General features: G+C 42.6%; 21 protein-coding genes. 20 read left to right on the top strand and 1 reads right to left on the bottom strand.

Annotated elements, in window-relative coordinates; translation table 11 throughout:
* Positions 1-45: 45 nt before the first annotated feature.
* The 13 genes from ilvB to yihA all read left to right on the top strand — a co-directional run bounded on the left by ilvB (position 46) and on the right by yihA (position 17,100).
* A complete protein-coding gene (gene ilvB, locus ACP69X_RS13435) occupies positions 46-1,770 on the top strand; it encodes an acetolactate synthase large subunit (RefSeq protein ID WP_426052741.1) in 1,725 nt (574 codons plus the stop codon).
* A complete protein-coding gene (gene ilvN / locus ACP69X_RS13430; RefSeq protein WP_007501584.1) occupies positions 1,767-2,285 on the top strand; it encodes an acetolactate synthase small subunit in 519 nt (172 codons plus the stop codon). Before ilvB ends, ilvN begins: the two co-directional genes overlap by 4 nt.
* Before the next feature lie 18 nt (positions 2,286-2,303).
* Entirely contained in the window at positions 2,304-3,332 is a 1,029-nt protein-coding gene (ilvC, locus tag ACP69X_RS13425) for a ketol-acid reductoisomerase (protein ID WP_024423187.1), read from the top strand.
* A complete protein-coding gene (locus tag ACP69X_RS13420; protein WP_039180437.1) occupies positions 3,319-4,872 on the top strand; it encodes a 2-isopropylmalate synthase in 1,554 nt (517 codons plus the stop codon). Before ilvC ends, ACP69X_RS13420 begins: the two co-directional genes overlap by 14 nt.
* Positions 4,873-4,890: 18 nt before the next feature.
* Positions 4,891-5,988, top strand: coding sequence for a 3-isopropylmalate dehydrogenase (gene leuB, locus ACP69X_RS13415; protein ID WP_064497856.1), 1,098 nt, complete (start codon positions 4,891-4,893; stop codon positions 5,986-5,988).
* Positions 5,989-6,028: 40 nt separating this feature from the next.
* Positions 6,029-7,444: a 3-isopropylmalate dehydratase large subunit gene (gene leuC / locus ACP69X_RS13410; protein WP_039180431.1), complete on the top strand. Its 1,416-nt coding sequence runs from the start codon at positions 6,029-6,031 to the stop codon at positions 7,442-7,444.
* 13 nt (positions 7,445-7,457) lie between these two features.
* Positions 7,458-8,057: a 3-isopropylmalate dehydratase small subunit gene (gene leuD, locus ACP69X_RS13405; protein WP_024423183.1), complete on the top strand. Its 600-nt coding sequence runs from the start codon at positions 7,458-7,460 to the stop codon at positions 8,055-8,057.
* A gap of 125 nt (positions 8,058-8,182) precedes the next feature.
* Positions 8,183-9,190 (top strand): DNA damage checkpoint antagonist DdcA, encoded by a 1,008-nt coding sequence (gene ddcA / locus ACP69X_RS13400; RefSeq protein ID WP_269103215.1) that lies wholly within the window; start codon positions 8,183-8,185, stop codon positions 9,188-9,190.
* Between the two features lie 240 nt (positions 9,191-9,430).
* The gene (gene tig / locus ACP69X_RS13395; RefSeq protein ID WP_034279803.1) at positions 9,431-10,705 is read left to right on the top strand and encodes a trigger factor; all 1,275 of its coding nucleotides are present in this window, start codon (positions 9,431-9,433) and stop codon (positions 10,703-10,705) included.
* Between the two features lie 251 nt (positions 10,706-10,956).
* The gene (gene clpX, locus ACP69X_RS13390; RefSeq protein WP_338527420.1) at positions 10,957-12,222 is read left to right on the top strand and encodes an ATP-dependent protease ATP-binding subunit ClpX; all 1,266 of its coding nucleotides are present in this window, start codon (positions 10,957-10,959) and stop codon (positions 12,220-12,222) included.
* 136 nt (positions 12,223-12,358) lie between these two features.
* Entirely contained in the window at positions 12,359-14,020 is a 1,662-nt protein-coding gene (lonB, locus tag ACP69X_RS13385; protein WP_041086484.1) for an ATP-dependent protease LonB, read from the top strand.
* Between the two features lie 171 nt (positions 14,021-14,191).
* Positions 14,192-16,516, top strand: a complete 2,325-nt coding sequence (gene lon, locus ACP69X_RS13380; RefSeq protein WP_039180421.1) for an endopeptidase La — start codon at positions 14,192-14,194, stop codon at positions 16,514-16,516.
* On the top strand, positions 16,513-17,100 hold the full coding sequence (yihA, locus tag ACP69X_RS13375; RefSeq protein ID WP_024423177.1) for a ribosome biogenesis GTP-binding protein YihA/YsxC: 588 nt from the start codon (positions 16,513-16,515) through the stop codon (positions 17,098-17,100). The genes lon and yihA overlap by 4 nt, the downstream gene beginning before the upstream one ends.
* Positions 17,101-17,309: 209 nt before the next feature.
* Here the strand turns inward: yihA and ACP69X_RS13370 are convergent, their stop codons facing one another.
* On the bottom strand, positions 17,310-17,795 hold the full coding sequence (locus ACP69X_RS13370; RefSeq protein WP_034279808.1) for a hypothetical protein: 486 nt from the start codon (positions 17,793-17,795) through the stop codon (positions 17,310-17,312).
* 242 nt (positions 17,796-18,037) lie between these two features.
* Here ACP69X_RS13370 and hemA point away from each other — a divergent pair, with 242 nt between their 5' ends.
* From hemA to ACP69X_RS13335, 7 genes are all read left to right on the top strand, one after another.
* Positions 18,038-19,405, top strand: coding sequence for a glutamyl-tRNA reductase (gene hemA / locus ACP69X_RS13365; protein ID WP_039180415.1), 1,368 nt, complete (start codon positions 18,038-18,040; stop codon positions 19,403-19,405).
* Positions 19,406-19,412: 7 nt separating this feature from the next.
* On the top strand, positions 19,413-20,243 hold the full coding sequence (locus tag ACP69X_RS13360; RefSeq protein ID WP_024423174.1) for a cytochrome c biogenesis protein: 831 nt from the start codon (positions 19,413-19,415) through the stop codon (positions 20,241-20,243).
* Positions 20,244-20,280: 37 nt separating this feature from the next.
* A complete protein-coding gene (gene hemC / locus ACP69X_RS13355; protein ID WP_024423173.1) occupies positions 20,281-21,213 on the top strand; it encodes a hydroxymethylbilane synthase in 933 nt (310 codons plus the stop codon).
* The gene (locus tag ACP69X_RS13350; protein ID WP_041086481.1) at positions 21,210-22,001 is read left to right on the top strand and encodes a uroporphyrinogen-III synthase; all 792 of its coding nucleotides are present in this window, start codon (positions 21,210-21,212) and stop codon (positions 21,999-22,001) included. The genes hemC and ACP69X_RS13350 overlap by 4 nt, the downstream gene beginning before the upstream one ends.
* Positions 22,001-22,969, top strand: a complete 969-nt coding sequence (gene hemB / locus ACP69X_RS13345) for a porphobilinogen synthase (protein WP_029706177.1) — start codon at positions 22,001-22,003, stop codon at positions 22,967-22,969. Before ACP69X_RS13350 ends, hemB begins: the two co-directional genes overlap by 1 nt.
* A gap of 27 nt (positions 22,970-22,996) precedes the next feature.
* Complete coding sequence (gene hemL / locus ACP69X_RS13340; protein ID WP_039180405.1) at positions 22,997-24,289, top strand: glutamate-1-semialdehyde 2,1-aminomutase; 1,293 nt, start codon at positions 22,997-22,999, stop codon at positions 24,287-24,289.
* Positions 24,290-24,424: 135 nt separating this feature from the next.
* Entirely contained in the window at positions 24,425-25,759 is a 1,335-nt protein-coding gene (locus tag ACP69X_RS13335; protein WP_426052740.1) for a LysM peptidoglycan-binding domain-containing protein, read from the top strand.
* Positions 25,760-25,784 lie beyond the last annotated feature (25 nt).

Here is a 25,784-nt window from a genome sequence, read left to right as displayed (position 1 = left end):
GGGTGAAAGGACTTGACTGAAGCAAGACAAAGAGGAGGAAATCAAATGGGGATAAATGTACAAATGGAGACGGAAAAATCAAAAGCGCCACAAACGATGAACGGTGCACTCATGTTAATTGAAGCACTCAAAAGAGAAAAAGTAGAAGTCATTTTCGGCTATCCGGGCGGAGCAGTTTTGCCAATCTACGATAAAATTTACGACTCTGGTTTATTTCATGTCCTGCCAAGACATGAGCAGGGAGCGATTCACGCAGCAGAAGGATACGCAAGAGTATCTGGTAAACCAGGTGTTGTCATTGCAACATCAGGGCCTGGAGCGACAAACCTTGTGACAGGAATTGCAGATGCAATGATTGATTCACTTCCCCTAGTTGTATTCACAGGGCAGGTGGCAACGTCAGTCATTGGATCGGATGCTTTCCAAGAAGCAGATGTACTCGGCATCACAATGCCAATTACAAAGCACAGCTACCAGGTAAGAAATCCAGAGGAATTACCAGGTGTCATTAAAGAGGCATTCCATATTGCAACAACAGGCAGACCTGGTCCAGTATTGATCGATATTCCAAAAGATGTCGCAGGCATTGAAGGAACCTTTGAATATGACCAGCCAATTGATTTACCTGGTTATCAGCCAAAAGTAGAGCCGAACTATTTGCAAATTCGCAAATTGGTAGAAGCTGTCAGCAGAGCGAAGAAACCAGTTATTCTAGCAGGAGCTGGCGTTCTTCATGGCAAAGCATCTGAAGAATTAAGACAGTATGTAGAGCAGCAGCAAATCCCAGTCGCTCATACATTGCTTGGACTTGGCGGATTCCCGGCAAAGCATCCTCTTTTCCTAGGAATGGCTGGTATGCATGGCACATATGCAGCGAACATGGCTCTTCATCAATGTGACCTGCTCATTTCAATCGGAGCAAGATTTGATGACAGGGTAACAGGCAACCTCAATCATTTTGCGAAACATGCGAAGGTCGCTCATATTGACATCGACCCAGCGGAAATTGGTAAGAACATTCATACCCATATCCCGGTTGTTGGAGACAGTAAGCTCGTTCTTGAAGAGCTGATCAAGCAAGACGGGAAGCAAGGGGAATCAGACGAATGGAAAAATCAATTAGATCAGTGGAAGGAAGAATATCCACTCTGGTACGTTGAAAACGAAGCTGAAGGTTTTAAACCTCAAAAGCTGATTGAATACATTCATCAATTCACAAAAGGTGAAGCCATTGTCGCAACTGATGTCGGACAGCATCAAATGTGGGCGGCACAGTTCTATCCATTTGAAAATGCAGATAAGTGGGTCACATCTGGAGGACTTGGCACAATGGGCTTCGGATTACCAGCAGCCATCGGCGCCCAGCTTGCTGATCAAGAGGCAACCGTTGTAGCGATTTTAGGAGACGGAGGTTTCCAAATGACCCTGCAAGAACTTGCCGTTATCCGTGAGCTGAACCTTCCAGTCAAAGTGATTGTACTCAATAATCACAGCCTTGGAATGGTAAGACAATGGCAAGAAATTTTCTACGAAGAACGCTACTCACATTCTAAATTTTCAGAGCAGCCAGACTTCGTAAAATTATCTGAAGCTTATGGCATTAAAGGGATCAGAATCTCATCAGACGAAGAGGCGAAAGAAAAACTCGAAGAAGCCTTAACCTCTAGAGAGCCTGTTTTCATCGATGTCAATGTAGCGAGAGATGAAAAAGTATTCCCGATGGTAGCACCGGGGAAAGGACTTCATGAGATGGTGGGGGTGAAACCTTGAAAAGAATTATTGTGTTGACTGTATTAAATCGATCAGGCGTACTGAACAGAATCACAGGCCTCTTTACCAAAAGACACTACAACATTGAAAGCATTACGGTCGGCCATTCTGAGATTCAAGATGTATCACGCATCACGTTCGTCGTCCATGTAGACCAGGAGAAAGACATCGAACAGCTGACAAAACAGCTGAACAAACAAATCGATGTTTTGAAAGTAACAGACATTACAAACCAATCAATCGTTCAGCGAGAGCTGGCTTTGATAAAAGTCGTATCTGCACCGGCATCTAGAATGGAGATCACAGGGGTCATTGAACCTTTTAGAGCTTCTATTGTAGATGTGAGCAGAGAAAGTGTCGTCATTCAGGTGACAGGTGAGTCTTCAAAAATTGAAGCACTCATTGAATTACTTAAGCCATACGGCATTAAAGAAGTCGCCAGAACTGGCACTACGGCCTTTGCAAGAGATAATCAGCAAAAGCCGCAAACAAATAAAACAATTTCAATTGTCTAAACAAAAGGAGAGAGTCAAATGGTAAAAGTATATTATAACGGTGATATTCAAGAAAACGTATTAAATGGTCAAAAGGTAGCAATCATTGGTTACGGTTCACAAGGTCATGCACATGCATTGAACTTAAAAGAAAGCGGCGTAGATGTGATCGTCGGCGTAAGAAAAGGCGGATCTTATACAAAAGCACAAGAAGACGGCCATCAAGTATTCACAGTTAAAGAAGCAGCAGCACAAGCAGATGTCGTCATGGTACTACTTCCAGATGAGCAGCAAAAGAAAGTATATGATGAAGAAATCAAAGATCAATTAGAAGCTGGCAACTCACTTGTATTCGCACACGGATTTAACGTCCACTTCCATCAAATTGTTCCTCCAAGTGACGTAGACGTGTATCTAGTAGCTCCAAAAGGTCCAGGACATCTTGTGAGAAGAACGTATGAGCAAGGCGCTGGTGTACCTGCCCTATTTGCTATCTATCAAGATGTATCTGGCCAAGCGAAAGACAAAGCACTTGCTTATGCGAAAGCGATCGGCGGAGCAAGAGCTGGCGTTCTTGAAACAACATTTAAAGAAGAAACAGAAACGGATCTTTTCGGTGAGCAGGCAGTTCTTTGTGGAGGTCTTACTTCACTAGTGAAAGCAGGTTTCGAAACGTTAACAGAAGCTGGTTATCAGCCAGAGCTTGCATACTTCGAGTGTCTGCATGAACTGAAATTAATCGTTGACCTTATGTATGAAGAAGGATTAGAAGGCATGAGATATTCAATCTCTGATACAGCACAATGGGGTGACTTCGTATCAGGACCACGCGTTGTAGATGCAAAAGTAAAAGAATCGATGAAAGCTGTTTTGACTGATATCCAAAACGGAACTTTTGCAAAAGAATGGATCGTTGAAAACCAAGTGAATCGTCCACGTTTCAATGCAATCAATGCAAATGAAAATGAGCACCAAATTGAAATCGTTGGTAGAAAGCTTCGTGAAATGATGCCTTTCGTTAAACAAGGAAAGAAAAAGGAAGCGGTGAGCGTCGGTGCGGAAAATTAATTTTTTTGACACAACACTTCGAGATGGAGAGCAATCACCAGGAGTGAACTTAAATGCACAAGAAAAGCTAATCATTGCAAAGCAGCTTGAGCGCCTTGGGGTTAATATCATTGAAGCGGGTTTTCCCGCTTCATCCCGAGGGGATTTTTTAGGCGTACAAGAAATAGCAAGAACGATTAAAAACTGTTCTGTTGCTGGTCTTGCACGATGTGTGAAAGGTGACATTGATGCTGCATGGGAAGCATTAAAAGATGGAGTGGAGCCAAGGCTTCATGTCTTTATTGCTACTTCTGACATTCACCTGAAGCATAAACTAAAGAAAACACGTGAAGAAGTCGTAGAACAGGCTGTTGCAATGGTGAAATATGCGAAAGAACGTTTTCCAGTTGTCCAGTGGTCAGCAGAAGATGCGTGCCGTACAGATCTTGCTTTCTTGGCAGAAATTGTAGAAAAGGTCATTGACGCTGGGGCGAGTGTCATTAACTTGCCAGATACAGTTGGATACCTAGCGCCAAAAGAGTACGGGAATATCTTTAAATATATGAAGGAACACGTTCCGAATATCGACCGAGTTAACTTGTCCGCTCACTGTCACGATGATCTAGGAATGGCTGTGGCAAACTCACTTGCTGCCATTGAAAATGGAGCAGATCAAATTGAAACGGCTGTCAACGGAATTGGCGAGCGCGCTGGAAATGCCGCGTTAGAAGAAATTGCAGTAGCTCTTCATATTCGAAAAGACTTTTACCAGGTCGAATCAACGATTCAATTGAATGAAATTAAGCGTACAAGTGATGTAGTGAGCAAATACTCAGGAATGATTGTGCCACGTAATAAAGCAGTCGTTGGAAACAACGCTTTTGCACATGAATCAGGTATTCACCAAGATGGTTTCCTCAAAGAAAAAACAACCTATGAAATTATTTCTCCAGAGCTTGTCGGTGTGACAACAGATGTGCTTGTCCTTGGAAAACACTCCGGAAGACACGCGTTTAAAGACCGCATGAAAACACTAGGCTTTAAACTAACGGAAGACGAAATCAATAAATTCTTTGAGACTTTCAAGAACTTGACAGAGAAGAAGAAAGAAATTACAGATGATGATTTGATCTCTATTATATTAGAAGAAAAAGTAGCAGATCGAAAAATTGGCTACGAATTTGAAAGTCTGCAAGTGCATTATGGAACAGAACAAATGCCAACAGCAACAGTTTCTCTGAAAAACCAAGAAACACAGGCAGTCATTCAAGAAGCAGCTACAGGTGCAGGCAGTGTAGAGGCTGTGTACAACACGCTTGAGCGCTGTATGGAAGAAAGAATTCATTTGCTGGACTACCGCATTCAATCAAATGGAAAAGGCAGAGATGCACTAGCAGAAGTATATGTCACTGTTTCAATAGAAGGAAAAGAAACAGCAGGACGCGGTGTAGCGCAAGATGTGCTTGAAGCATCGGCGAAAGCTTACGTCAATGCAGTGAACAGACATTTAATCTTCAAATCAAATCTAATTGAAATTGAGAAACATCACGCGATCTCATAGGAAAGGAGGAAGGTTCTCATGAAAAAGAAAATTGCACTTTTGCCCGGCGATGGAATCGGACCGGAAGTCGTGACATCTGCAGTCGCTGTCCTTCAAGAGACAGCGGCTCAATTTCAGCACGAATTCGAATTTGAAACTGCGCTCATTGGCGGTATCGCAATAGATGAAAAAAACAACCCGCTTCCAAAGGAAACAGTAGATGTATGCAAAAGCGCTGATGCGATCTTATTAGGAGCAGTCGGCGGACCAAAGTGGGATCAAAACCCGCCAGAGCTTCGTCCGGAAAAAGGTTTGCTCGCCATTCGTAAACAGCTGGACTTATTTGCTAACATCCGCCCTGTAAAGGTGTTCGATAGCTTAAGCGAGGCATCTCCATTAAAACAGGATCACATTAACGGAGTCGATTTCGTCATCGTTCGTGAATTAACAGGCGGTCTCTATTTTGGTGAACCAAGCGAACGCTATACAGATGATGAAGGAAAAGAAGCTGCCGTTGATACGCTCCTTTATACAAAGGAAGAAATTGTCCGCGTATTAAAAGAAGCGTTCGATATGGCCTTAACGAGACGGAAAAAAGTGACGTCTGTGGATAAAGCGAATGTTCTTGCTTCTAGTAAACTATGGCGTGAAGCAGTAGAGGAAGTTGCTTCTCAATATCCAGAAGTTGAATTTGAGCATATGCTCGTCGACAATGCAGCCATGCAGCTGATTTACAAGCCCGCTCAATTTGATGTCATTGTGACTGAGAATATGTTCGGCGACATTTTAAGTGACGAAGCTTCGATGATTACTGGATCACTCGGCATGCTGCCATCTGCTAGTTTATCAAGCACAGGCCTTCATTTATATGAGCCAATTCATGGTTCAGCACCCGATATTGCGGGGCAAAACGTTGCAAACCCTCTGGCAACCATTTTATCAGCAGCAAGCTTGCTTAGAACATCCTTTGCATTAGAAGAAGAAGCGGCTGCAATAGAAGACGCTGTGGAAGCTGTTCTTGCCTCTGGCAAACGAACAAAAGATTTAGCAGCAAAAGAGGGAACATATCAAACGACTGAAGAAATCACTAATGCGGTTGTAGACGCACTCAAGCAGCGCGTGCAAACCATTGTATAAATAGAATCTTGTGGAATTAGATAGAGGGAGGAAAAGGGTTATGCCTCGAACAATCATCGAAAAAATATGGGATCAGCATATAGTCAAAAGCGGCGAGGGGAAACCAGACCTTTTATATATTGATCTGCACTTGGTGCATGAAGTGACATCACCTCAAGCATTTGAAGGATTAAGACAAAAAGGGCGCAAGGTGAGAAGACCTCAAAACACGTTTGCGACGATGGATCACAACATCCCAACTGTGAATCGATTTGTGATCAAAGATGAGATAGCTAAAAAGCAAGTGAGTGCCTTAGAGCGCAACTGTGCGGAATTTGGCGTTCGTCTTGCTGATCTCCACAGTGTTGACCAGGGAATCGTCCATGTCGTTGGACCGGAGCTTGGATTGACACTTCCGGGGAAAACAATTGTGTGTGGAGATAGTCATACATCAACTCACGGCGCATTTGGCGCACTTGCCTTTGGGATCGGTACAAGTGAGGTTGAACATGTACTTTCTACACAAACACTTTGGCAGCAGCGTCCGAAAACGCTAGAAATTAGAGTAGACGGAAAGCTGCAAAAAGGGGTAACCGCCAAAGATGTCATTTTAGCCGTCATTGGTGCACACGGCGTGAAGTTCGGTTCAGGTTATGTCATTGAATACACTGGGGAAGTATTCAGAAACATGACGATGGATGAGCGGATGACTGTTTGTAATATGTCGATTGAAGCAGGCGCGAGAGCAGGATTGATTGCACCTGATGAAGTCACCTTCGAATATTGCCGTGGCCGCAAATATGCACCGCAGGGCGAGGATTTCGAAGCAGCTATTAAAGAATGGGAAGAACTTAGAACAGATCCAGGTGCAACCTACGATAAAACCATTGTGTTAGATGGAAATAAGATTTCACCAATGGTTACGTGGGGAATTAACCCAGGAATGGTACTGCCTGTGGATGCATCAATTCCAGGACCTGAGGACTTTGCACAAGAAGATGATCAAAAAGAAGCGATTCGTGCTTACGAATACATGGGAGTCCATCCGCATCAGCGTATAGAAGATATTACGATTGAGCATGTCTTTATCGGCTCATGTACGAACTCAAGAATGACTGATTTACGCCAAGCCGCTTCTATGATTGAAGGACAAAAAGTAGCAGATCATGTCAGAGCGATTGTGGTGCCTGGCTCTCAAAGTGTCAAATTGCAAGCAGAAAAAGAAGGTCTTCATGAAATCTTCCTTGAAGCAGGATTTGAATGGAGAGAATCAGGCTGCAGTATGTGTCTTAGTATGAATAACGATGTGGTACCGGAGGGCGAACGCTGCGCGTCCACATCAAACCGTAACTTTGAAGGGCGTCAAGGGAAGGGTGCGAGAACGCATCTTGTCAGCCCGGCAATGGCTGCAATGGCTGCGATACATGGCCGATTTGTCGATGTCAGGAAGTTTAATCAAGAGAAAACAGTCGTGTAAGGAGTTGTCATAGATGGAGCCTTTAGTCACTCATAAAGGGAAAGCCGCTGTGCTTAACCGTATCAATGTAGATACAGATCAAATTATTCCGAAGCAATTTTTAAAAAGAATCGAACGAACAGGATATGGCCGCTTTGCCTTTTTCGACTGGCGTTATTTAGCCGATGGCAGCCCAAATCCAGATTTCGAACTGAATCAGCCGATCTATGAAGGAGCATCGATTTTGATCGCAGGAGAAAACTTTGGCTGCGGATCATCTAGGGAACATGCTCCTTGGGCGCTTGATGATTATGGCTTTAAAATTGTCATCGCACCATCATTCGCAGATATATTTCATCAAAACTGCTTTAAAAATGGGATGCTTCCGATTCGCCTTGATTATGATGTGTGGAAAACCTTCGCAGCGTCATATGAGAACAAAGGGTATGAGATGACGGTTGATCTTGAAAAACAGCAGATAGAAGATCACGAAGGGAATATCACCCCTTTTCAAGTCGACCCTCACTGGAGAGAAATGCTCCTAAATGGTTATGATGAAATTTCATTAACATTACTACTAGAAGATGACATTCAAGCATTTGAAGAAAAGCGCAGCAGCTGGCTGCGCGCCTAAGCAACGAGAAGCTGTCCGCCCGAGGTGTGACGGCTTCTTTTTTGCATGAAAACCTCTCGTTACTTGTGTTTACTAATCTTCGTTGGTAAACTGATAAAAAATATGCGCCCGAAAGGAACGTAAGCATGAAGCATGACAAGAAGAAAGATAATGTCATTTTGTTTCCTGGTCTGAAAGAAAGACTGATTGAAAAAGGAATGGCAGCATTAAAAGATAAACAGTATCAAGAGGCGCTTCACTTGTTTTCAGAAGCAAAATCGTATGATGACGATGAAGAATCCGATATTCACCTCGGAATGGCAATTTGTTTTCTGGAGCTGGGTGAGCTGCAGGATGCAAAGCGTGTTTGTGAAAAAATGCTGCATGAAGGATATGGCCACTATTTCACTGTACTCCAAGTGTATATGACGATCTTAATTCAGCTGAAAGAATATGAAGAGGTTAAACAAACAATTGAGGCTGTGCTCGAGGAAAATCACCTTCCGGCAGAAAGCGCGGAGCATTTTTACAAACTGCTAGAATTTAGCAGAAAAATGATTGAATCACCTGAAGAGATTTTAGATGAAGATGATGACGCCGGAAGTGAGGTCAATATAGATGACATGCTGAAGCGGCCGGAAGAACAGGTCCAGTTCATCCATTCATTGAAAGACCGGAATATTACACCGCACATGGGTCTATTAAATACAATCTTACAAAATCCTGATGGGAACCCTTTGGTCAAATCAATGATCCTGCAGCTTCTGGCAGATCATGATGTGGCAAAGCCGGTTCATGTGACAAAATTCGGTGATTCTTTAACACTTATTCCTTCTGAGGCTGTAAAGCCAGAGCAGATGCCGCTTCTTCAGCAAGTCCTTCGTATGCTCGACGACACGCTCGGCAATGAGAACCCAACCCTTTACCAAGGCGTGGAAGAGCTATGGCGCCGGCACTTATTTGTGCTATATCCATTTCTTCCTAAGTACACAGATCCGAGTCTTTGGGCAGCGGCACTTCATAAAGTCGGCTATGAAATGCATGGGATTGAGATTGAACTCGAAGAATTGCATCTATTGTATGAATTTAACGAACGAGAGCTGAGAGAAGCTTGCACAATGCTGAAAGATATTGAAGAAATTTCTTATTTGTAATTTGTCGATTTAGTTGAAAGACGGACTTGTTATGTTATAATATAATGGTTGTATTTGTGCATATATAGTGCAGTTGTCAGATTCCAACGGTTGAAAGACGATATGTATAATCAAGTCAAATGTTGTATACATAATGCAAGCTTCTTAGCGGAGTGCGTGGTTTTTGATTGGACGAAGTCTTTATGATGCTTTAGAATGGAGCAACGCACAATCTGAATAGATTTTTGGAGGGAAACACACATGTCAGTAAAATGGGAAAAACAAGAAGGTAACGAAGGCGTTCTAACTGTAGAAGTTGACGCTGAAACATTTAACAAAGCACTTGATGATGCATTTAAGAAAGTGGTTAAGCAAGTATCAATCCCTGGATTCCGTAAAGGGAAAGTACCACGTGGTCTTTTCGAGCAGCGTTTTGGTGTAGAATCTCTTTATCAAGATGCATTAGATATTCTTCTTCCAGTTGAATATCCAAAAGCAATCGACGAAGCTGGTATCGAGCCAGTTGACCGCCCTGAAATCGATGTTGAGAAAATCGAAAAAGGCGAAAGCTTAATCTTCACTGCAAAAGTAACAGTGAAGCCTGAAGTAAAACTTGGTGACTACAAAGGTCTTAACGTAGAAAAAGACGACACAGCTGTTACTGATGAAGATGTACAAGAAGAGCTTAAAGGCATGCAAAACCGTCAAGCTGAGCTTGTTGTCAAAGAAGAAGGCGCCATCGAAAACGGCGATACAGTTGTTCTTGATTTCGAAGGATTCGTTGATGGAGAAGCATTCGAAGGCGGAAAAGCTGAGAACTACTCTCTTGAAGTAGGTTCTGGTTCATTCATCCCTGGTTTCGAAGAGCAATTAGTTGGTCTTGAAGCTGGCGCTGAAAAAGACGTAGAAGTTACATTCCCAGAAGAATACCATGCTGAAGACCTTGCAGGTAAACCAGCTGTATTCAAAGTGAAAATTCATGAAATCAAAGCAAAAGAACTTCCAGCACTTGACGATGAGTTCGCTAAAGATGTTGATGAAGAAGTAGAAACACTTGCTGAGTTAACTGAAAAAACGAAGAAACGTCTTGAAGAAGCAAAAGAAAACGAAGCAGAAGGAAAACTTCGTGAAGAGCTAGTTGCGAAAGCTTCTGAAAATGCGGAAGTTGACATCCCACAAGCGATGGTTGACACAGAGCTAGACCGCATGATGAAAGAATTCGAACAACGTCTTCAAATGCAAGGAATGAACCTTGAGCTTTACTTCCAATTCTCTGGACAAGATGAAGATGCGCTTAAAGAGCAAATGAAAGAAGATGCTGCTAAACGCGTAAAATCTAACCTAACACTTGAAGCAATTGCTGCTGCAGAAAACTTACAAGTGTCTGACGAAGAAGTGGAAGAAGAACTTTCAAAAATGGCTGAAGCATACAACATGCCAATTGAAAATATCAAACAAGCGATCGGATCTACTGAAGCAATGAAAGAAGATCTAAAAGTTCGTAAAGCAATTGATTTTCTTGTAGAAAACCGTTAATATGGTGCATAATAATAAAACAGGGCGCGAGTGACTCGTGCCTTGTTTTGTACAATTTTTGACTTATCATCGCTTCTTTTGGAAACGATAGTGTAAGTCGCATCTTTCTGTCATACATATCTCAATGTGCAGTGTTAGAAACACATCGTTACCGTCTTTTAGGAAAGTATGGTAAAATGCATACATACTGGACCCAGAAAGGTAGCTGACTGTTAGCTACAGGCAAGTGAAGAAGAATAAGGGGTGAAAGAATGTTTAAATTCAACGAGGAAAAAGGTCAATTAAAATGCTCGTTTTGCGGAAAAACGCAAGATCAAGTGCGTAAACTGGTCGCAGGACCTGGCGTATATATATGTGATGAATGTATCGAGCTTTGCACGGAAATAGTTGAAGAAGAGCTCGGCACAGAGGAAGAAGTTGAATTCAAGGATGTTCCGAAGCCTCATGAAATTCGGGAGATTCTTGATGAATATGTCATCGGACAAGACAATGCGAAAAAATCCTTAGCTGTAGCGGTTTATAACCATTACAAACGGATCAATTCCAACAGCAAGATTGATGATGTTGAGCTTTCGAAAAGTAATATTTCTATGATTGGACCAACAGGAAGCGGTAAAACATTACTTGCTCAAACACTTGCTCGTATTTTAAATGTTCCATTTGCGATCGCAGATGCAACATCATTAACTGAAGCGGGTTATGTTGGTGAAGACGTAGAGAATATTTTACTAAAGCTGATCCAGGCAGCGGATTATGATGTAGAAAAAGCAGAAAAAGGCATTATCTACATCGATGAGATCGATAAAGTAGCAAGAAAATCAGAAAACCCTTCTATCACTCGTGATGTATCTGGGGAAGGTGTCCAGCAAGCCCTTTTGAAAATTCTTGAAGGAACAGTTGCTAGTGTACCGCCTCAAGGTGGACGTAAGCATCCTCATCAAGAATTCATTCAAATTGATACAACAAATATCCTCTTTATTTGTGGTGGAGCCTTTGACGGCATTGAGCAAATCATCAAACGCCGCTTAGGTCAAAAAGTAATTGGATTCGGTGCGGAAAATAAAGTCGAAGATTTTGAAAAAGAAGTCCTTCTATCAAAAGTACTGCCAGAAGACCTGCTTCGCTTCGGTTTAATTCCAGAATTCATCGGTCGTCTACCGGTTATTGCAAGCCTAGAGCCGTTAGATGAAAAAGCACTTGTAGAAATCTTGACGAAGCCTAAAAATGCGCTCGTTAAGCAATATACAAAAATGCTTGAGCTTGACGATGTTGAGCTAGAATTTGAAGAAGATGCTCTTAGCGAAATTGCGAAAAAAGCAATTGAGCGTAAAACAGGAGCTCGTGGTCTTCGCTCGATCATTGAAGGCATCATGCTTGATGTGATGTTTGACCTTCCATCTCGTGATGATATTGAAAAATGTGTCATCACTGGTGCAACGGTTGCTGATGGTGAGCCGCCGCGTCTTGTGTTAAAAGATGGCACAGTCGTCAACAAAGATACAAAAACATCTGCATAAGAGAAGTCTCACTCCTGAATCATTTTGATTCAGGAGTTTTTTATTTATCGTGGAAGACGTGTTTATTCCGTCCAGCTCTAGGAAATACTAGCAGACAGAAACCAATACATACGATAGATGAAGGAGGGAGCACCGATTGAGCTGGACAGGAATCGTATTATTTATACAGCTGTTCTTTGGTATCGTCATCGGGCTGTACTTTTGGAACTTACTACGAAATCAGCGCACACAAAAGGTGACGATAGACAAAGAATCAAAGAAAGAAATGGAAGCACTCAGAAAGATGCGGTCAATCAAGCTGAGTGAGCCTTTATCAGAGAGAGTCCGGCCAAAGGGATTTCAAGATATTGTAGGGCAGGAAGACGGGATTCGTGCTCTAAAAGCAGCGCTGTGCGGACCGAATCCTCAGCATGTCATTGTCTACGGCCCACCGGGGGTTGGAAAAACAGCCGCTGCTCGTCTTGTCATGGAAGAAGCGAAACGTCATGCTGATTCACCGTTTAAGAAAGATGCGGTATTTGTGGAGCTCGATGCCACAACCGCAAGATTCGATGAACGGGGCATCGCAGACCCACTCATTGGTTCCGTGCATGACCCGATTTACCAAGGGGCGGGAGCGATGGGACAGGCAGGCATTCCGCAGCCAAAACAAGGAGCCGTTACACATGCTCATGGCGGGGTTCTGTTTATTGATGAGATTGGTGAACTGCATCCGATCCAAATGAACAAAATGCTGAAAGTCCTTGAAGATCGGAAAGTATTTTTAGACAGTGCCTACTACAGTGAGGAAAACACCCAAATTCCGAATCACATCCACGATATATTTCAAAATGGGCTTCCGGCTGATTTCCGGTTGATTGGTGCTACGACAAGAACACCTGAAGAAATTCCACCAGCCATTCGCTCAAGGTGTTTGGAAATTTTCTTTAAGGACCTTGACCAGCATGAACTGAAAATTGTTGCTGCTAAGGCTGTCCAAAAAATCCAAAAGGAATTAAGTGATGAAGGGCTGAACCTGTTAACCTCTTATGTAAAAAATGGCCGTGAAGCAGTCAATATGGTGCAGATCGCCGCTGGAATGGCCGTCACGGAAAACCGAAAAGACATCACGATCGAAGATGTCGAGTGGGTCATTCATTCAAGTCAGCTGACACCAAGATATGAACAAAAAGTACCGGAAAAGCCAAAAGTCGGGGTAGTGAATGGTCTCGCTGTCTACGGTCCAAACAGCGGTGCCCTGCTTGAGATTGAAGTGAACATATGTAAGGCGCTTGAAAAAGGCAGTATCAACATTACAGGCATTGCAGAAGAAGAAAGCATTGGCAGTCAGTCTAAATCCATTAGACGAAAAAGTATGGCCAAAGGGTCTGTTGAAAATGTATTAACAGTGCTGAGAAACTTAGGTATTCGGACAAATGAATATGACATCCATATTAATTTTCCAGGCGGTGCCCCGATTGATGGTCCGTCTGCTGGGATTGCCATGGCGGCGGCGATTTTCTCTGCCATTCATCAAATCCCGATTGATCATCTGACAGCAATGACAGGTGAAATCGGATTGCAGGGTCAGGTGAAGCCGATCGGCGGTGTGATACCGAAGATTAAAGCGGCGAAACAAGCTGGTGCCACAACCGTGATTATTCCTTATGACAACCAGCAGTCGATCTTAAAAGAGATTGAAGGCGTCACCATTGTGCCTGTGAAGCACTTCCAAGAGGTGCTGGATCAGTGTTTGGTCAACCCGCCAGACGAGAAGAAAGATGGACTAGAAGAGGAAATGAAAAGAAAATCTGTTTAATCCCCATCACATATGGGGATTTTTTAGTGAAATAGATCTTTTTTTCTTTTTCAAGATAAAAAGAAAGGGTATACTACGGTAAGATCATCATTTCTCAAGTCTTTTACATTGTACAAGACTGAAACAGGTATATTATAATGATTCATACTAGTGACGGAGGTGTCAATCAACATGGCAGATGAAATCAAAAAGAATGTTCCGCTCCTCCCATTGCGAGGCTTGCTTGTTTATCCAACAATGGTCTTGCATTTGGACGTTGGACGCGAGAAGTCTGTTCAAGCATTAGAACAGGCGATGATGAACGATCATATGATTTTTCTAGCAACACAGCGGGAAATTTCAATAGATGAACCAGGTGAAGAGGAAATTTTCAAAGTCGGCACCTACACAAAAATCAAACAAATGCTGAAGCTGCCGAATGGAACGATTCGTGTGCTCGTAGAAGGCTTAAATCGAGCGCAGATCGAATCATATGTGGAGCTTGAGGACTATACGTCCGTCGATATTAAAGAGTTGGCAGAAGAAGATTTAAAGGACGCAGAAGCAGAAGCACTCATGCGCACTTTGTTAGATCACTTTGATCAGTACATAAAAATTTCAAAAAAAATCTCAGCTGAAACATATGCAACGGTGACGGATATTGAGGAACCGGGGAGAATGGCAGATATCGTGGCTTCTCACCTGCCGCTTAAATTAAAGGACAAACAAGAAGTACTGGAAACAGTGGATGTTAAAAAACGTCTGAATCGTGTCATCAGCTTAATTCACAATGAAAAAGAAGTGCTGGAAATTGAAAAGAAAATTGGTCAGCGTGTCAAACGTTCAATGGAAAGAACGCAAAAAGAATATTATTTGCGTGAACAAATGAAAGCCATTCAAAAGGAGCTTGGAGACAAGGAAGGGAAAACAGGCGAAGTCAGTTCATTAATGTCTAAAATCGAAGAGTCCAGCATGCCGGATTCTGTTCGTGAAACGGCACTAAAAGAATTGAACCGTTATGAAAAAATTCCTTCAAGTTCTGCGGAGAGCTCTGTCATTCGAAATTATATTGATTGGCTGATCAATCTTCCATGGGGCATCTATACAGAAGATCGTCTAGATTTAAAGCTGGCAAGTGAAATTTTAGATGATGAGCATCATGGGCTGGAAAAAGTCAAAGAACGTGTGCTTGAATATCTTGCTGTACAGAAGCTGACCAATTCATTAAAAGGACCGATTCTTTGCTTAGCAGGACCTCCTGGGGTAGGGAAAACGTCACTTGCCAAATCGATTGCTAAATCACTTGACCGAAAGTTTATCCGTATCTCTCTTGGCGGTGTGCGTGATGAATCTGAGATTCGTGGACATAGAAGAACGTATGTAGGCGCGATGCCAGGCCGCATCATTCGCGGGATGAGCAAGGCAGGCACAATGAATCCGGTGTTTCTTTTAGATGAAATTGATAAGATGTCCTCTGATTTTAGAGGTGATCCGTCTTCTGCGATGCTTGAAGTGCTGGATCCAGAGCAAAATCACAACTTTAGCGATCACTATATTGAAGAGACATTTGATTTATCACAAGTGTTATTTATTGCCACTGCCAACAATTTAGCAACCATTCCGGGCCCACTTCGTGATAGAATGGAGATTATCACGATTGCAGGGTATACAGAGGTTGAAAAAGCAGAGATTGTGAAAGATCATCTTCTGCCGAAGCAGCTAAAGGAGCACGGATTAAAGAAAGGGAACTTGCAGCTTCGTGAAGCAGCGATTTATGATATGATTCGCTATTACACAAGAGAAGCAGGAGTTCGCGGGTTAGAGCGTCAGCTTGCGGCCATTTGCCGAAAAGCGGCAAGAGCGATTGTGGCTGAAGACCGAAAACGCATCACAGTGACGGAAAAGAACTTATCTGAATTCCTTGGAAAAAGACTTTACCGTTATGGTCAGGCTGAAACGACAGACCAAGTGGGGGTTGTTACAGGACTTGCATATACGACAGTTGGCGGAGACACCTTATCAATTGAGGTATCACTCTCGCCTGGTAAAGGCAAGCTCTTGTTAACAGGTAAGCTTGGTGATGTCATGAGAGAATCTGCACAGGCGGCATTCAGTTATATTCGTTCTAAAGCAGATGAACTGAACATTGATCCTAATTTTAATGAAAAGCATGATATTCATATCCATGTTCCAGAGGGTGCGGTTCCAAAGGACGGGCCATCAGCTGGTATCACCATTGCGACGGCTCTTGTATCAGCACTCACAGGACGTCCTGTATCAAAAGAGGTTGGTATGACAGGAGAGATAACGTTAAGAGGAAGAGTGCTTCCAATTGGCGGACTAAAAGAAAAAGCATTGGGCGCACATCGTGCAGGATTGAAAACCATTATTCTTCCAAAGGACAATGAGAAGGATATTGATGATATTCCTGAAAGTGTGAGAGAAGGACTAACCTTTATTCCGGTCTCACATTTAGATGAGGTGCTTGAGAAAGCGTTGGTAGGAGAGGGAAGATGAAAGTAACAAAATCAGATATCGTCATTAGTGCGGTGAAACCAGAGCAGTACCCGAGCGGCGGACTGCCTGAAATCGCGCTTGCTGGACGATCAAATGTTGGAAAGTCCTCGTTCATCAACTCATTGATTAATCGTAAAAATTTAGCGCGTACGTCTTCTAAACCAGGTAAGACACAGACGCTTAATTTCTACATTATTAATGATATGCTCCATTTTGTGGATGTTCCGGGCTACGGCTTTGCCAAAGTATCAAAAACAGAGCGCGAGGCCTGGGGTAGAATGATCGAAACGTATATTACAATGCGTGAAGAATTAAAAGCAGTCGTCCAAATTGTGGACCTGCGTCATAAGCCATCAGTAGACGATGTAAACATGTATGAATTCCTTAAATATTACGGAGTTCCCGTGATCGTCATCGCTACAAAAGCGGATAAAATTCCAAAAGGCAAATGGGAAAAACATGCGAAAGTCGTCAAACAGACGCTCGACATTGACCCATCAGATGAACTCATCTTATTCTCTTCTGAAACAAAAAAAGGAAAAGATGAAGCCTGGAATGCGATCCTTGCGAAAGTAAACGGCTAAAAAAAGCATCTGCGATGAGCAGATGCTTTTTTACATTAGTTTTCTTTTCAGCGTGAGATGAAAACCCTTGAAGTCTAGAAAGGACGAGTACTGGCGCGGAGCGAATTTGATATTCGTGAGCACCAGCACGCAGGACTGACACCGAATGCGAGGGTTTGTCTTCTCGCTGAAGGCATCTGCGATGAGCAGATGCTTTTTTATTGTATAAGTTATTTCCTTTTTAAAAATAATAAGAGGAGACTGACAGCAATCAGTACATAAGGCCAGTACAATTCAAAGCCGGAAGTAGGAATCGAAAGGGAACTTAGCTGTTTTGTAATTTGCTGAAAGAAATAAAGGAACAGACCGAGTGCGATCAGCACAACACTTTCAATACGATATTCTTTTTTCTGAGATGATTTCACAAAGAGTGCAAGTCCTACGATGAATACAATCATCGTAAATGTGTCTGGCCAGTGGTCCAATTTAGGCTGAAGAATAAAGTGTAGCGAAAGGCCTGTCATGAGCATACCGATAAACACATGAGCGCTTTCTTGCTCCTTTTTTCCTTGATATAAGAACGCGAGGCCAAAAAGCAGTACAAGTGTATACCATTTCTCTTGATCCTTCCAAATGTCAAATTGACCTCCTGAGAGAATGGCATATAGCGCTACAGCCAATAAAGTGAGCGGCAGCAAAATGGATTTCTTCTTCAAAGATGTCACCTTCTTTTAAGCAGATCATTTGTCCGCACGCGCCAAATCTGATAAATTGCTTGAAGTGATGATATGGCATAATTGGTGTCGAACATTTTTCTACTATATCACAACATTTTTGAAATCTGTTCACAATTTTTATCCAGTTAAAAATGAATATATGTTATAATCATTATAAATAATAAATTCTATATTGTAATTATTATAAATTAGACAGGGCGTTGGGGGTGCAAGCTGAAGTTATGCATATTCTTGTTGTGGGTTTAGATTATAAAACAGCCCCTGTTGAGATACGGGAACAGCTGAGCTTTGAACCGAGTGAGCTCGGAACAGCGATGTCCAAGCTTAAAGAAGAAAAAAGCATTCTAGAGAATATCGTCATCTCAACATGTAATCGAACAGAGATCTACGCAGTGGTAGATCAGCTTCATACTGGACGGTTTTATATAAAAAGATTTTTAGCCGATTGGTTCGGTTTAGAAAAGGAAGATGTCTCTCCATATTTGAAGTTCTATGAAAATGATGGAGCGGTTGAGCATTTATTCCGTGTGGCCTGTGGACTTGATTCCATGGTGATTGGTGAAACGCAAATACTTGGTCAAGTACGTTCCAGCTTTAAAGTAGCTCAAGAGGAGAAGACCATTGGTACCGTTTTCAATTATTTATTTAAACAGGCGGTAACCGTTGCAAAACGCTCTCATGCGGAAACAGATATTGCGTCTAATGCCGTATCTGTCAGCTATGCAGCTGTTGAGCTTGCCAAAAAAATCTTTGGACGTCTTTCTGATAAGCATGTCCTGATTCTTGGTGCGGGCAAAATGGGCGAACTGGCGGCTCAAAACCTTCAAGGGCAAGGAATTGGCCAAGTAACGGTCATCAACCGAACGTTTGAGAAGGCAAAGGAATTGGCGGGTCGTTTTTCAGGAGAGCCTAAGAGCTTAAACCAATTAGAAAAAACATTATCTGAAGCGGACATTTTAATCAGCTCAACGGGAGCGAAACAATTTGTCATTACAAAAGAAATGGTCGAAAGCGCGAATAAAAAGCGGAAGGGCAGACCTCTATTTATGGTAGATATTGCTGTACCACGTGATTTAGATCCAGCCATTTCTGAAGTAGAAGGTGCTTTTTTGTATGACATTGATGACCTTGAAGGCATCGTGGCTGCCAACTTAAAAGAGCGCCGTGCAGTGGCTGAGCAGGTCGAGCTCCTGATTGAAGCAGAAATTGTAGAATTTAAGCAATGGCTGAATACGTTAGGTGTTGTTCCAGTCATTTCTGCACTTAGAGAAAAAGCACTCACAATTCAAGCCGATACGATGCAGAGTATTGAGCGGAAGCTTCCAAACCTCACAAACCGTGAAATGAAGCTGTTAAATAAACATACGAAAAGCATCATCAACCAAATGCTGAAAGATCCTATCTTAAAGGCAAAAGAAATTGCCGCGGAGCCGAATGCAGAGGAAAAGCTTTTACTCTTTAAAGAAATCTTTGATTTACAGGTTGAAGATGAAGAGCAAAAGGTCGAACCTGTACAGGTGGAGCAAGGGGCATTTCAGCTGTTCAAACCAAATATGGCACAAGGCTTTGCTACAGTTGCCAGTGAGTGATTAAGCGATGATGGAATCCATTGTAGCGAGACTCAATGAAGCGACGATCTTAATCTATGCACTAAGTGTCTTGTTCTATTTCATAGATTTTCTTCAACACAACCGGAAGGCTGGAAAAATGGCTTTCTGGTTGCTTTCTATTGTCTGGCTGCTGCAAACAGTCTACATGTTCTATATTATGATGGAAACAGACCGATTCCCTGTGTTGAATGTAGCAGAGGGGTTATATTTTTATACGTGGGTGCTTGTGACACTGTCTCTTGTCCTCACAAAGGTATTGCGCGTTGAATTTATTGTCTTTTTTACAAATGTGATCGGTTTTTCCATGATGGCGATTCACACCTTTACACCATCTGACCTCCATTCAGCAGAACTAACGGGGAAGCTGACGAGTGAACTGCTCGTGATTCATATTACGATGGCAATTTTATCCTACGGTGCCTTTTCACTTTCATTTGCGTTTTCACTGCTTTATCTCTTTCAATATCGTTTGCTGAAAAAGAAAAAATGGGGAAAATGGCTTTTAAGAATTGAAGACTTATCAAAGCTGGATCATATGGCGTACGTATTAAATATTATTGGTGTGCCTATGCTCTTGCTTAGTTTAATTCTTGGCATCATTTGGGCATATATTTCGTATGATACGTTGTACTGGACAGATGCAAAGGTGCTTGGTTCGTTTATTATGCTGTTTTTATACGGCTTTTACTTATATATCAGATTGGTCAGAAATATGCAGGGCAAAATCGTGGCACTGTGGAATGTCGCTTCATTTCTTGTGCTGATGATCAATTATTTTCTGCTTGGTAGCTTATCAACCTTTCATTGGTTTCAATAATGATGAGTCTTAAAGGCATTGTCGGGAGGAAGACGTATTGCGTACAATTAAAGTAGGTTCTAGACGAAGTAAGCTGGCAATTACACAAACAAAATGGGTCATTCAAAAGCTGTCTGAACTAAACCCTTCTTATTCTTTTGAAATAAAAGAAATTGTAACAAAGGGTGATCAAATTCTAGATGTGACCTTATCTAAAGTTGGCGGAAAAGGACTGTTTGTTAAAGAGATTGAGCAGGCGATGTTGAATCATGACATCGATATGGCGGTGCACAGTATGAAGGATATGCCGGCTGCTCTTCCGGAAGGTTTAGTCATTGGCTGTATTCCTGAGCGTGAAGATGTGCGGGATGCACTTATTTCGAAGGATCATCTAAGTCTCAGCGAACTGCCAAAGGGTGCAATTGTGGGAACGAGCAGCTTACGGCGCAGCGCCCAGCTTCTTCAGGAAAGACCAGATCTTGAGATTAAATGGATTCGAGGAAACATTGATACGAGATTGGAAAAGCTGAAAAATGAAGAGTATGATGCCATTATTCTAGCGGCTGCCGGTCTGTCCAGAATGGGATGGAGCAAAGAGGTCGTGTCGGAATTTTTATCTCCTGAGACGTGCCTTCCAGCCGTTGGACAAGGCGCGCTGTCGATTGAGTGCCGCGGGGATGATGAAGAGCTGCTTAAGCTTCTCGCCCAATTTACGAATGAATATACGAAGAAAACGGTCCTCGCAGAAAGAGCCTTCCTCAAACAAATGGATGGAAGCTGTCAGGTGCCGATCGCTGGCTATGCAACGATGAATGAGCATAATGAAATTGAACTAACAGGTCTTGTTGCATCTGCTGATGGGCACACAATTATTCGAGAAACCGTCACAGGCACTGACCCTGAAGCAATTGGAACAGCGTGTGCGAAGCAGATGGCTGATAAGGGAGCAAAGGATTTGATCGACAAGGTGAAAAAGGATTTGTCTCAATGAGCATAGGCAAATCGCTTCACGGACAGACGGTGCTTGTCACTCGAAATGAACGTCAAGCGGGCGTGTTTCAGCAAAAGATTGAAGCGCTGAACGGCCATGCGGTTTTAACCTCTCTTATTCGGTTTGAGCCTACGCTCACCAAAGAAAAAGCGCAGGCCTTTGTAAAGGACTTAGAAAATAGCCACTGGCTTGTTTTCACGAGTGTGAATGGTGCGTCTTTTTTTCTGAACTACATAAAAGACCATCATTTACATAAGAGTTTATCCCATTTGAAAGTGGCTGCTGTAGGAGAGAAAACCTCTGCCTATCTTGAGCAGCACGGCTTGAAGGTGGATGTTGTGCCAGAACGATTTATAGCGGAAGAGCTGGCAGATGCATTACTTGACCATGTACACCCAGGAGAGCGTGTGTTTGTAGCAAAAGGGCATCTATCACGAGATGTGGTGAAAGAGGCCCTCGTTCCGCTCGGCATTGAGGTAAAAGAATGGATTTTATATGAAACAGTCAAGGATGAGGAAGGAATTGCTGCTCTTAAAACGGCAATGACGAAGCAATCATTTGATTTTATTACATTTACGAGCTCATCTACTGTTCATTCTTTTATGCATGTGATGGAAGCAGATGCAGCGATGCTTGCTGCATCTGACACCTGTTTTGTGACGATCGGTCCTCTGACAAAAGAGGCACTGCTTCAATACGGGATTTCTTCTGAAACCCCAGATACTTATACGATAGACGGAATGCTTGATTTGATGTGCCGTTTATCTGAAAGGAAGTTGAACCATTGATGAAATTTAACAGACACCGCAGATTGCGGACAAGCGCAGGAATGAGAGAATTAGTCAGAGAAACCTTTTTAAGACCATCTGATTTCATTTATCCGATCTTTTTTGTAGAGGGAGAAAATGTCCGAAAAGAAGTCTCTTCAATGCCAGGTGTGTATCACATTTCTGTAGATCTTGTGAAAGAAGAAGTCCAAGAGCTTGTTGATCTTGGCATCAAATCGATCATTGTATTTGGTGTGCCAGATCATAAAGATCATGTAGGCAGTGAGGCGTATCACGATCACGGCATTGTTCAAAGAGCAACGCTTGAGATCAAAAAGCATTTCCCAGAGCTCGTGGTTATTGCAGACACTTGCTTATGCCAATATACAGATCACGGACATTGCGGAATCGTTGAAGATGGAGAAATTTTAAATGATGAATCTCTTCAGCTACTAGCGAAAACTGCTGTTAGCCAAGCACGTGCAGGTGCAGATATCATCGCGCCTTCAAATATGATGGACGGATTTGTTGTTGCCATTCGTGAGGCACTTGATGAAGCAGGCTTTATTCATGTACCTGTCATGTCATATGCGGTGAAATATGCAAGTGCTTTTTACGGTCCGTTTCGTGATGCAGCACATAGTACACCGCAGTTTGGAGATCGTAAAACATATCAAATGGACCCTGCAAACCGTTTAGAGGCTCTAAGAGAAGCGCAATCTGATGTAGAAGAGGGAGCTGACTTCTTGATTGTCAAACCATCTCTTTCTTACTTAGACATTATGCGTGATGTGAAAAATGAATTTACACTCCCTGTTGTTGCTTACAATGTGAGCGGAGAGTATGCAATGGTGAAAGCCGCTGCTCAAAACGGCTGGATTTCTGAAAAAGAGCTTGTTCTGGAAATGCTGACAAGCATGAAACGTGCAGGAGCAGAACTCATCATTACGTATCATGCAAAAGATGCAGCAAAATGGCTCTCAGAATAAAGAACGGATAGACAGGAGGACATTGAAATGGGACGTAGCTATGAAAAATCAAAGCAAGCATTTGAAGAAGCACAGCATTTAATGCCTGGTGGTGTCAACAGCCCTGTGCGTGCATTTAAATCAGTCAACACAGACCCGATTTTTATGGAACGAGGCAAAGGTGCCAAGATCTATGATATTGATGGAAATGAATACATCGATTATGTCTTATCATGGGGACCGCTTATTTTAGGACATACGAATGATCGTGTCGTTGAAAGCATTCAGCGAGTAGCGGAAAATGGGACAAGCTTCGGTGCTTCTACGTTAGTTGAAAATGAATTAGCTAAACTTGTATCAGAACGGGTTCCTTCCATCGAAGTTATTCGCATGGTCAGCTCTGGTACAGAGGCGACGATGAGTGCACTTCGTCTAGCTCGAGGTTTTACAGGCAGAAATAAAATTGTGAAATTTGAAGGCTGCTATCATGGCCACGGTGATTCTTTGCTCATTAAAGCGGGTTCTGGAGTGGCAACGCTTGGACTCCCGGATAGTCCTGGTGTTCCTGAAGGGACTGCAAGCAACACGATCACAGTGCCGTACAATGATTTAGAAAGCATTCAAGTTGCTTTTCAAGAATTTGGCGACGATATCGCTGGTGTCATTGTAGAGCCGGTCGCAGGAAATATGGGGGTTGTCCCTCCGCAAGAAGGTTTCTTGCAAGGACTGAGAGACATTACGGAGCAATACGGATCATTACTCATTTTTGATGAGGTCATGACAGGCTTCCGTGTGGATTATCACTGCGCGCAAGGCTATTTTGGCATCACACCTGATCTGACGTGTCTTGGTAAAGTCATTGGAGGCGGTCTTCCGGTCGGAGCTTATGGCGGAAGAGCGGATATTATGAGACAAATTGCGCCAAGTGGTCCAATTTATCAAGCAGGAACGTTATCAGGTAACCCTCTTGCGATGACAGCAGGCTTAGAAACTCTAAAACAGCTCACACCTGAGTCTTATGAAGAGTTTAAACGAAAAGGTGATCGTTTAGAAGAAGGCATTTCAAAAGCAGCGAAAGCATACGGAATTCCATTAACGTTTAACCGTGCTGGCTCCATGATTGGATTCTTCTTTACAAATGAAGAAGTCATCAATTATGACAAAGCGAAAACAGCTGATCTCGCTTTATTTGCTGAATTTTACAAGGAAATGGCCGATCACGGTATCTTCCTCCCGCCTTCTCAATTTGAAGGACTATTCCTATCAACAGCTCATACAGATGAAGACATCGAATATACAATTGAGACAGTGGAAAAGGTTTTTCAAAAACTACGTCGATAAAACAAAAGCCGATATGGAGACATATCGGCTTTTTTGCATTGGAGAAAACCAATCATATTTTCACTTCCTCCCACATACAACTGTATTGACATCTAATTTTATTTTTTAAGGATTAGATGAAAGGAGGACACCGACTTGTCTCAAAACAATCGATTACAGTTTTCGGTAGAAGAATCCATTTATTTCAAAAGCGGACAGGAAGTCAGTGAGCTGCTGTCAATTTCTCTCGACCCTGACATTCTCGTTCAAGAAGTGAATGATTATGTTTCCATTAGAGGTTCACTCGAGCTAACAGGAGAATACAACATAAATCAAGAGGAGCTATTGGGTGAATTGAGTTCCTTTCCAACATACAGGGAAGCAGATGAGGTAAAGGTAAGAGAAGACGGAACGGCGGAGCTTCTGCATCAATTTCCAGTCGATATCACCATTCCGAAGAACAAAATTAGTCATTTAAATGATGTGTTTGTGTTTATTGATGCGTTTGATTACCAGCTGACAGAGAATCGTTTGCTTACCATTCAGGCTGATTTAGCCATTGAGGGCTTGTTAGACGAGGAAACGCCTCAAGCGCCTGTAGTAGAGGAGCCGTATGAATTTGTCCATCGTCCTGAAGAGGATTATGGCGATATGGCTTACGATTATCAGTTGCAGCCGGAACAAGAAGAACAAGAAGAGCTGCAAGGCGAAGAACATGAGGATGATGAGAAGCAGCCTATATTTCAACATGACACACGTGCTGAGCAAGAGGAACAGGAAGTGCAGGAAGTACAAGAAGTACAAGAAGAAGAGGAAGAAGCAATTGAGATAGAATTGGTGAACAGGGAAGTAGAGGAAGCGTCTGAAGAACCTGAAGAACCTGAAGAACCTGAAGAGCCAGAAGAGCCGGAACAGCCGAATAACCAAGAAGAAGCTGTGGCGCTTGGCTATCGATCCATCCCTGAAGCTCACGTGCAGGAACCGCCATTTTTTGAACCACCTAAGCTTTTAGAAGAAGAGGAGAGGGATGATACATTCTTTGAAGTGGAAGTGAGAAAAGATCCGGAAGCTGCCGAAGAGCAGGAAGAAACGGTACAGTCATATCCTGCATTTGAATCACCTGCTTATCAAGTGGAACCTGAGCAAGAGGAGCAGGATGACGAATATCAGCTCGGGCGGTTATATGAACGGGAAGCACCTAAAATATATGAGTCAGCTCAAGAAGAAGAGGTGCTTGAAGAAGACGTGAGAGAAACGTCTGGCAGTGAGAACTCTCTTTATTTAACAAAGCTGTTCGCTAAGCAGGAGGAGGAAGATTTTTCTCGCATGAAAATATGTATAGTTCAGCAAGAAGATACGGTCGATCGTATTTGTGAGAGATATCAATTGAATGTGCAGCAGCTTCTTCGCACAAACTCATTATCGATTGATGCGGAGCTTGAGGAAGGACAGATTCTTTATATTCCTGAATATCAAAAAAGCAATGCATAGCAAGCGATGACTGACCGAGAAAATG

The sequence above is a fragment of the Bacillus sp. DC4300-2b2 genome (assembly GCF_049895685.1).
Lineage (GTDB): Bacteria > Bacillota > Bacilli > Bacillales > Bacillaceae > Bacillus > Bacillus safensis.
Note: the sequence above shows the minus strand (reverse complement) of the source record. Positions and strands in the feature narration are given on the sequence as shown.

Coding starts and splice junctions, on each gene's coding strand:
- ilvB (WP_426052741.1), top strand. CDS start 46: ATGGGGATAAATGTACAAATGGAGACGGAAAAATCAAAAGCGCCACAA.
- ilvC (WP_024423187.1), top strand. CDS start 2,304: ATGGTAAAAGTATATTATAACGGTGATATTCAAGAAAACGTATTAAAT.
- leuB (WP_064497856.1), top strand. CDS start 4,891: ATGAAAAAGAAAATTGCACTTTTGCCCGGCGATGGAATCGGACCGGAA.
- leuC (WP_039180431.1), top strand. CDS start 6,029: ATGCCTCGAACAATCATCGAAAAAATATGGGATCAGCATATAGTCAAA.
- leuD (WP_024423183.1), top strand. CDS start 7,458: ATGGAGCCTTTAGTCACTCATAAAGGGAAAGCCGCTGTGCTTAACCGT.
- ddcA (WP_269103215.1), top strand. CDS start 8,183: ATGAAGCATGACAAGAAGAAAGATAATGTCATTTTGTTTCCTGGTCTG.
- tig (WP_034279803.1), top strand. CDS start 9,431: ATGTCAGTAAAATGGGAAAAACAAGAAGGTAACGAAGGCGTTCTAACT.
- clpX (WP_338527420.1), top strand. CDS start 10,957: ATGTTTAAATTCAACGAGGAAAAAGGTCAATTAAAATGCTCGTTTTGC.
- lon (WP_039180421.1), top strand. CDS start 14,192: ATGGCAGATGAAATCAAAAAGAATGTTCCGCTCCTCCCATTGCGAGGC.
- yihA (WP_024423177.1), top strand. CDS start 16,513: ATGAAAGTAACAAAATCAGATATCGTCATTAGTGCGGTGAAACCAGAG.
- hemA (WP_039180415.1), top strand. CDS start 18,038: ATGCATATTCTTGTTGTGGGTTTAGATTATAAAACAGCCCCTGTTGAG.
- ACP69X_RS13360 (WP_024423174.1), top strand. CDS start 19,413: ATGATGGAATCCATTGTAGCGAGACTCAATGAAGCGACGATCTTAATC.
- ACP69X_RS13350 (WP_041086481.1), top strand. CDS start 21,210: ATGAGCATAGGCAAATCGCTTCACGGACAGACGGTGCTTGTCACTCGA.
- hemB (WP_029706177.1), top strand. CDS start 22,001: ATGAAATTTAACAGACACCGCAGATTGCGGACAAGCGCAGGAATGAGA.
- hemL (WP_039180405.1), top strand. CDS start 22,997: ATGGGACGTAGCTATGAAAAATCAAAGCAAGCATTTGAAGAAGCACAG.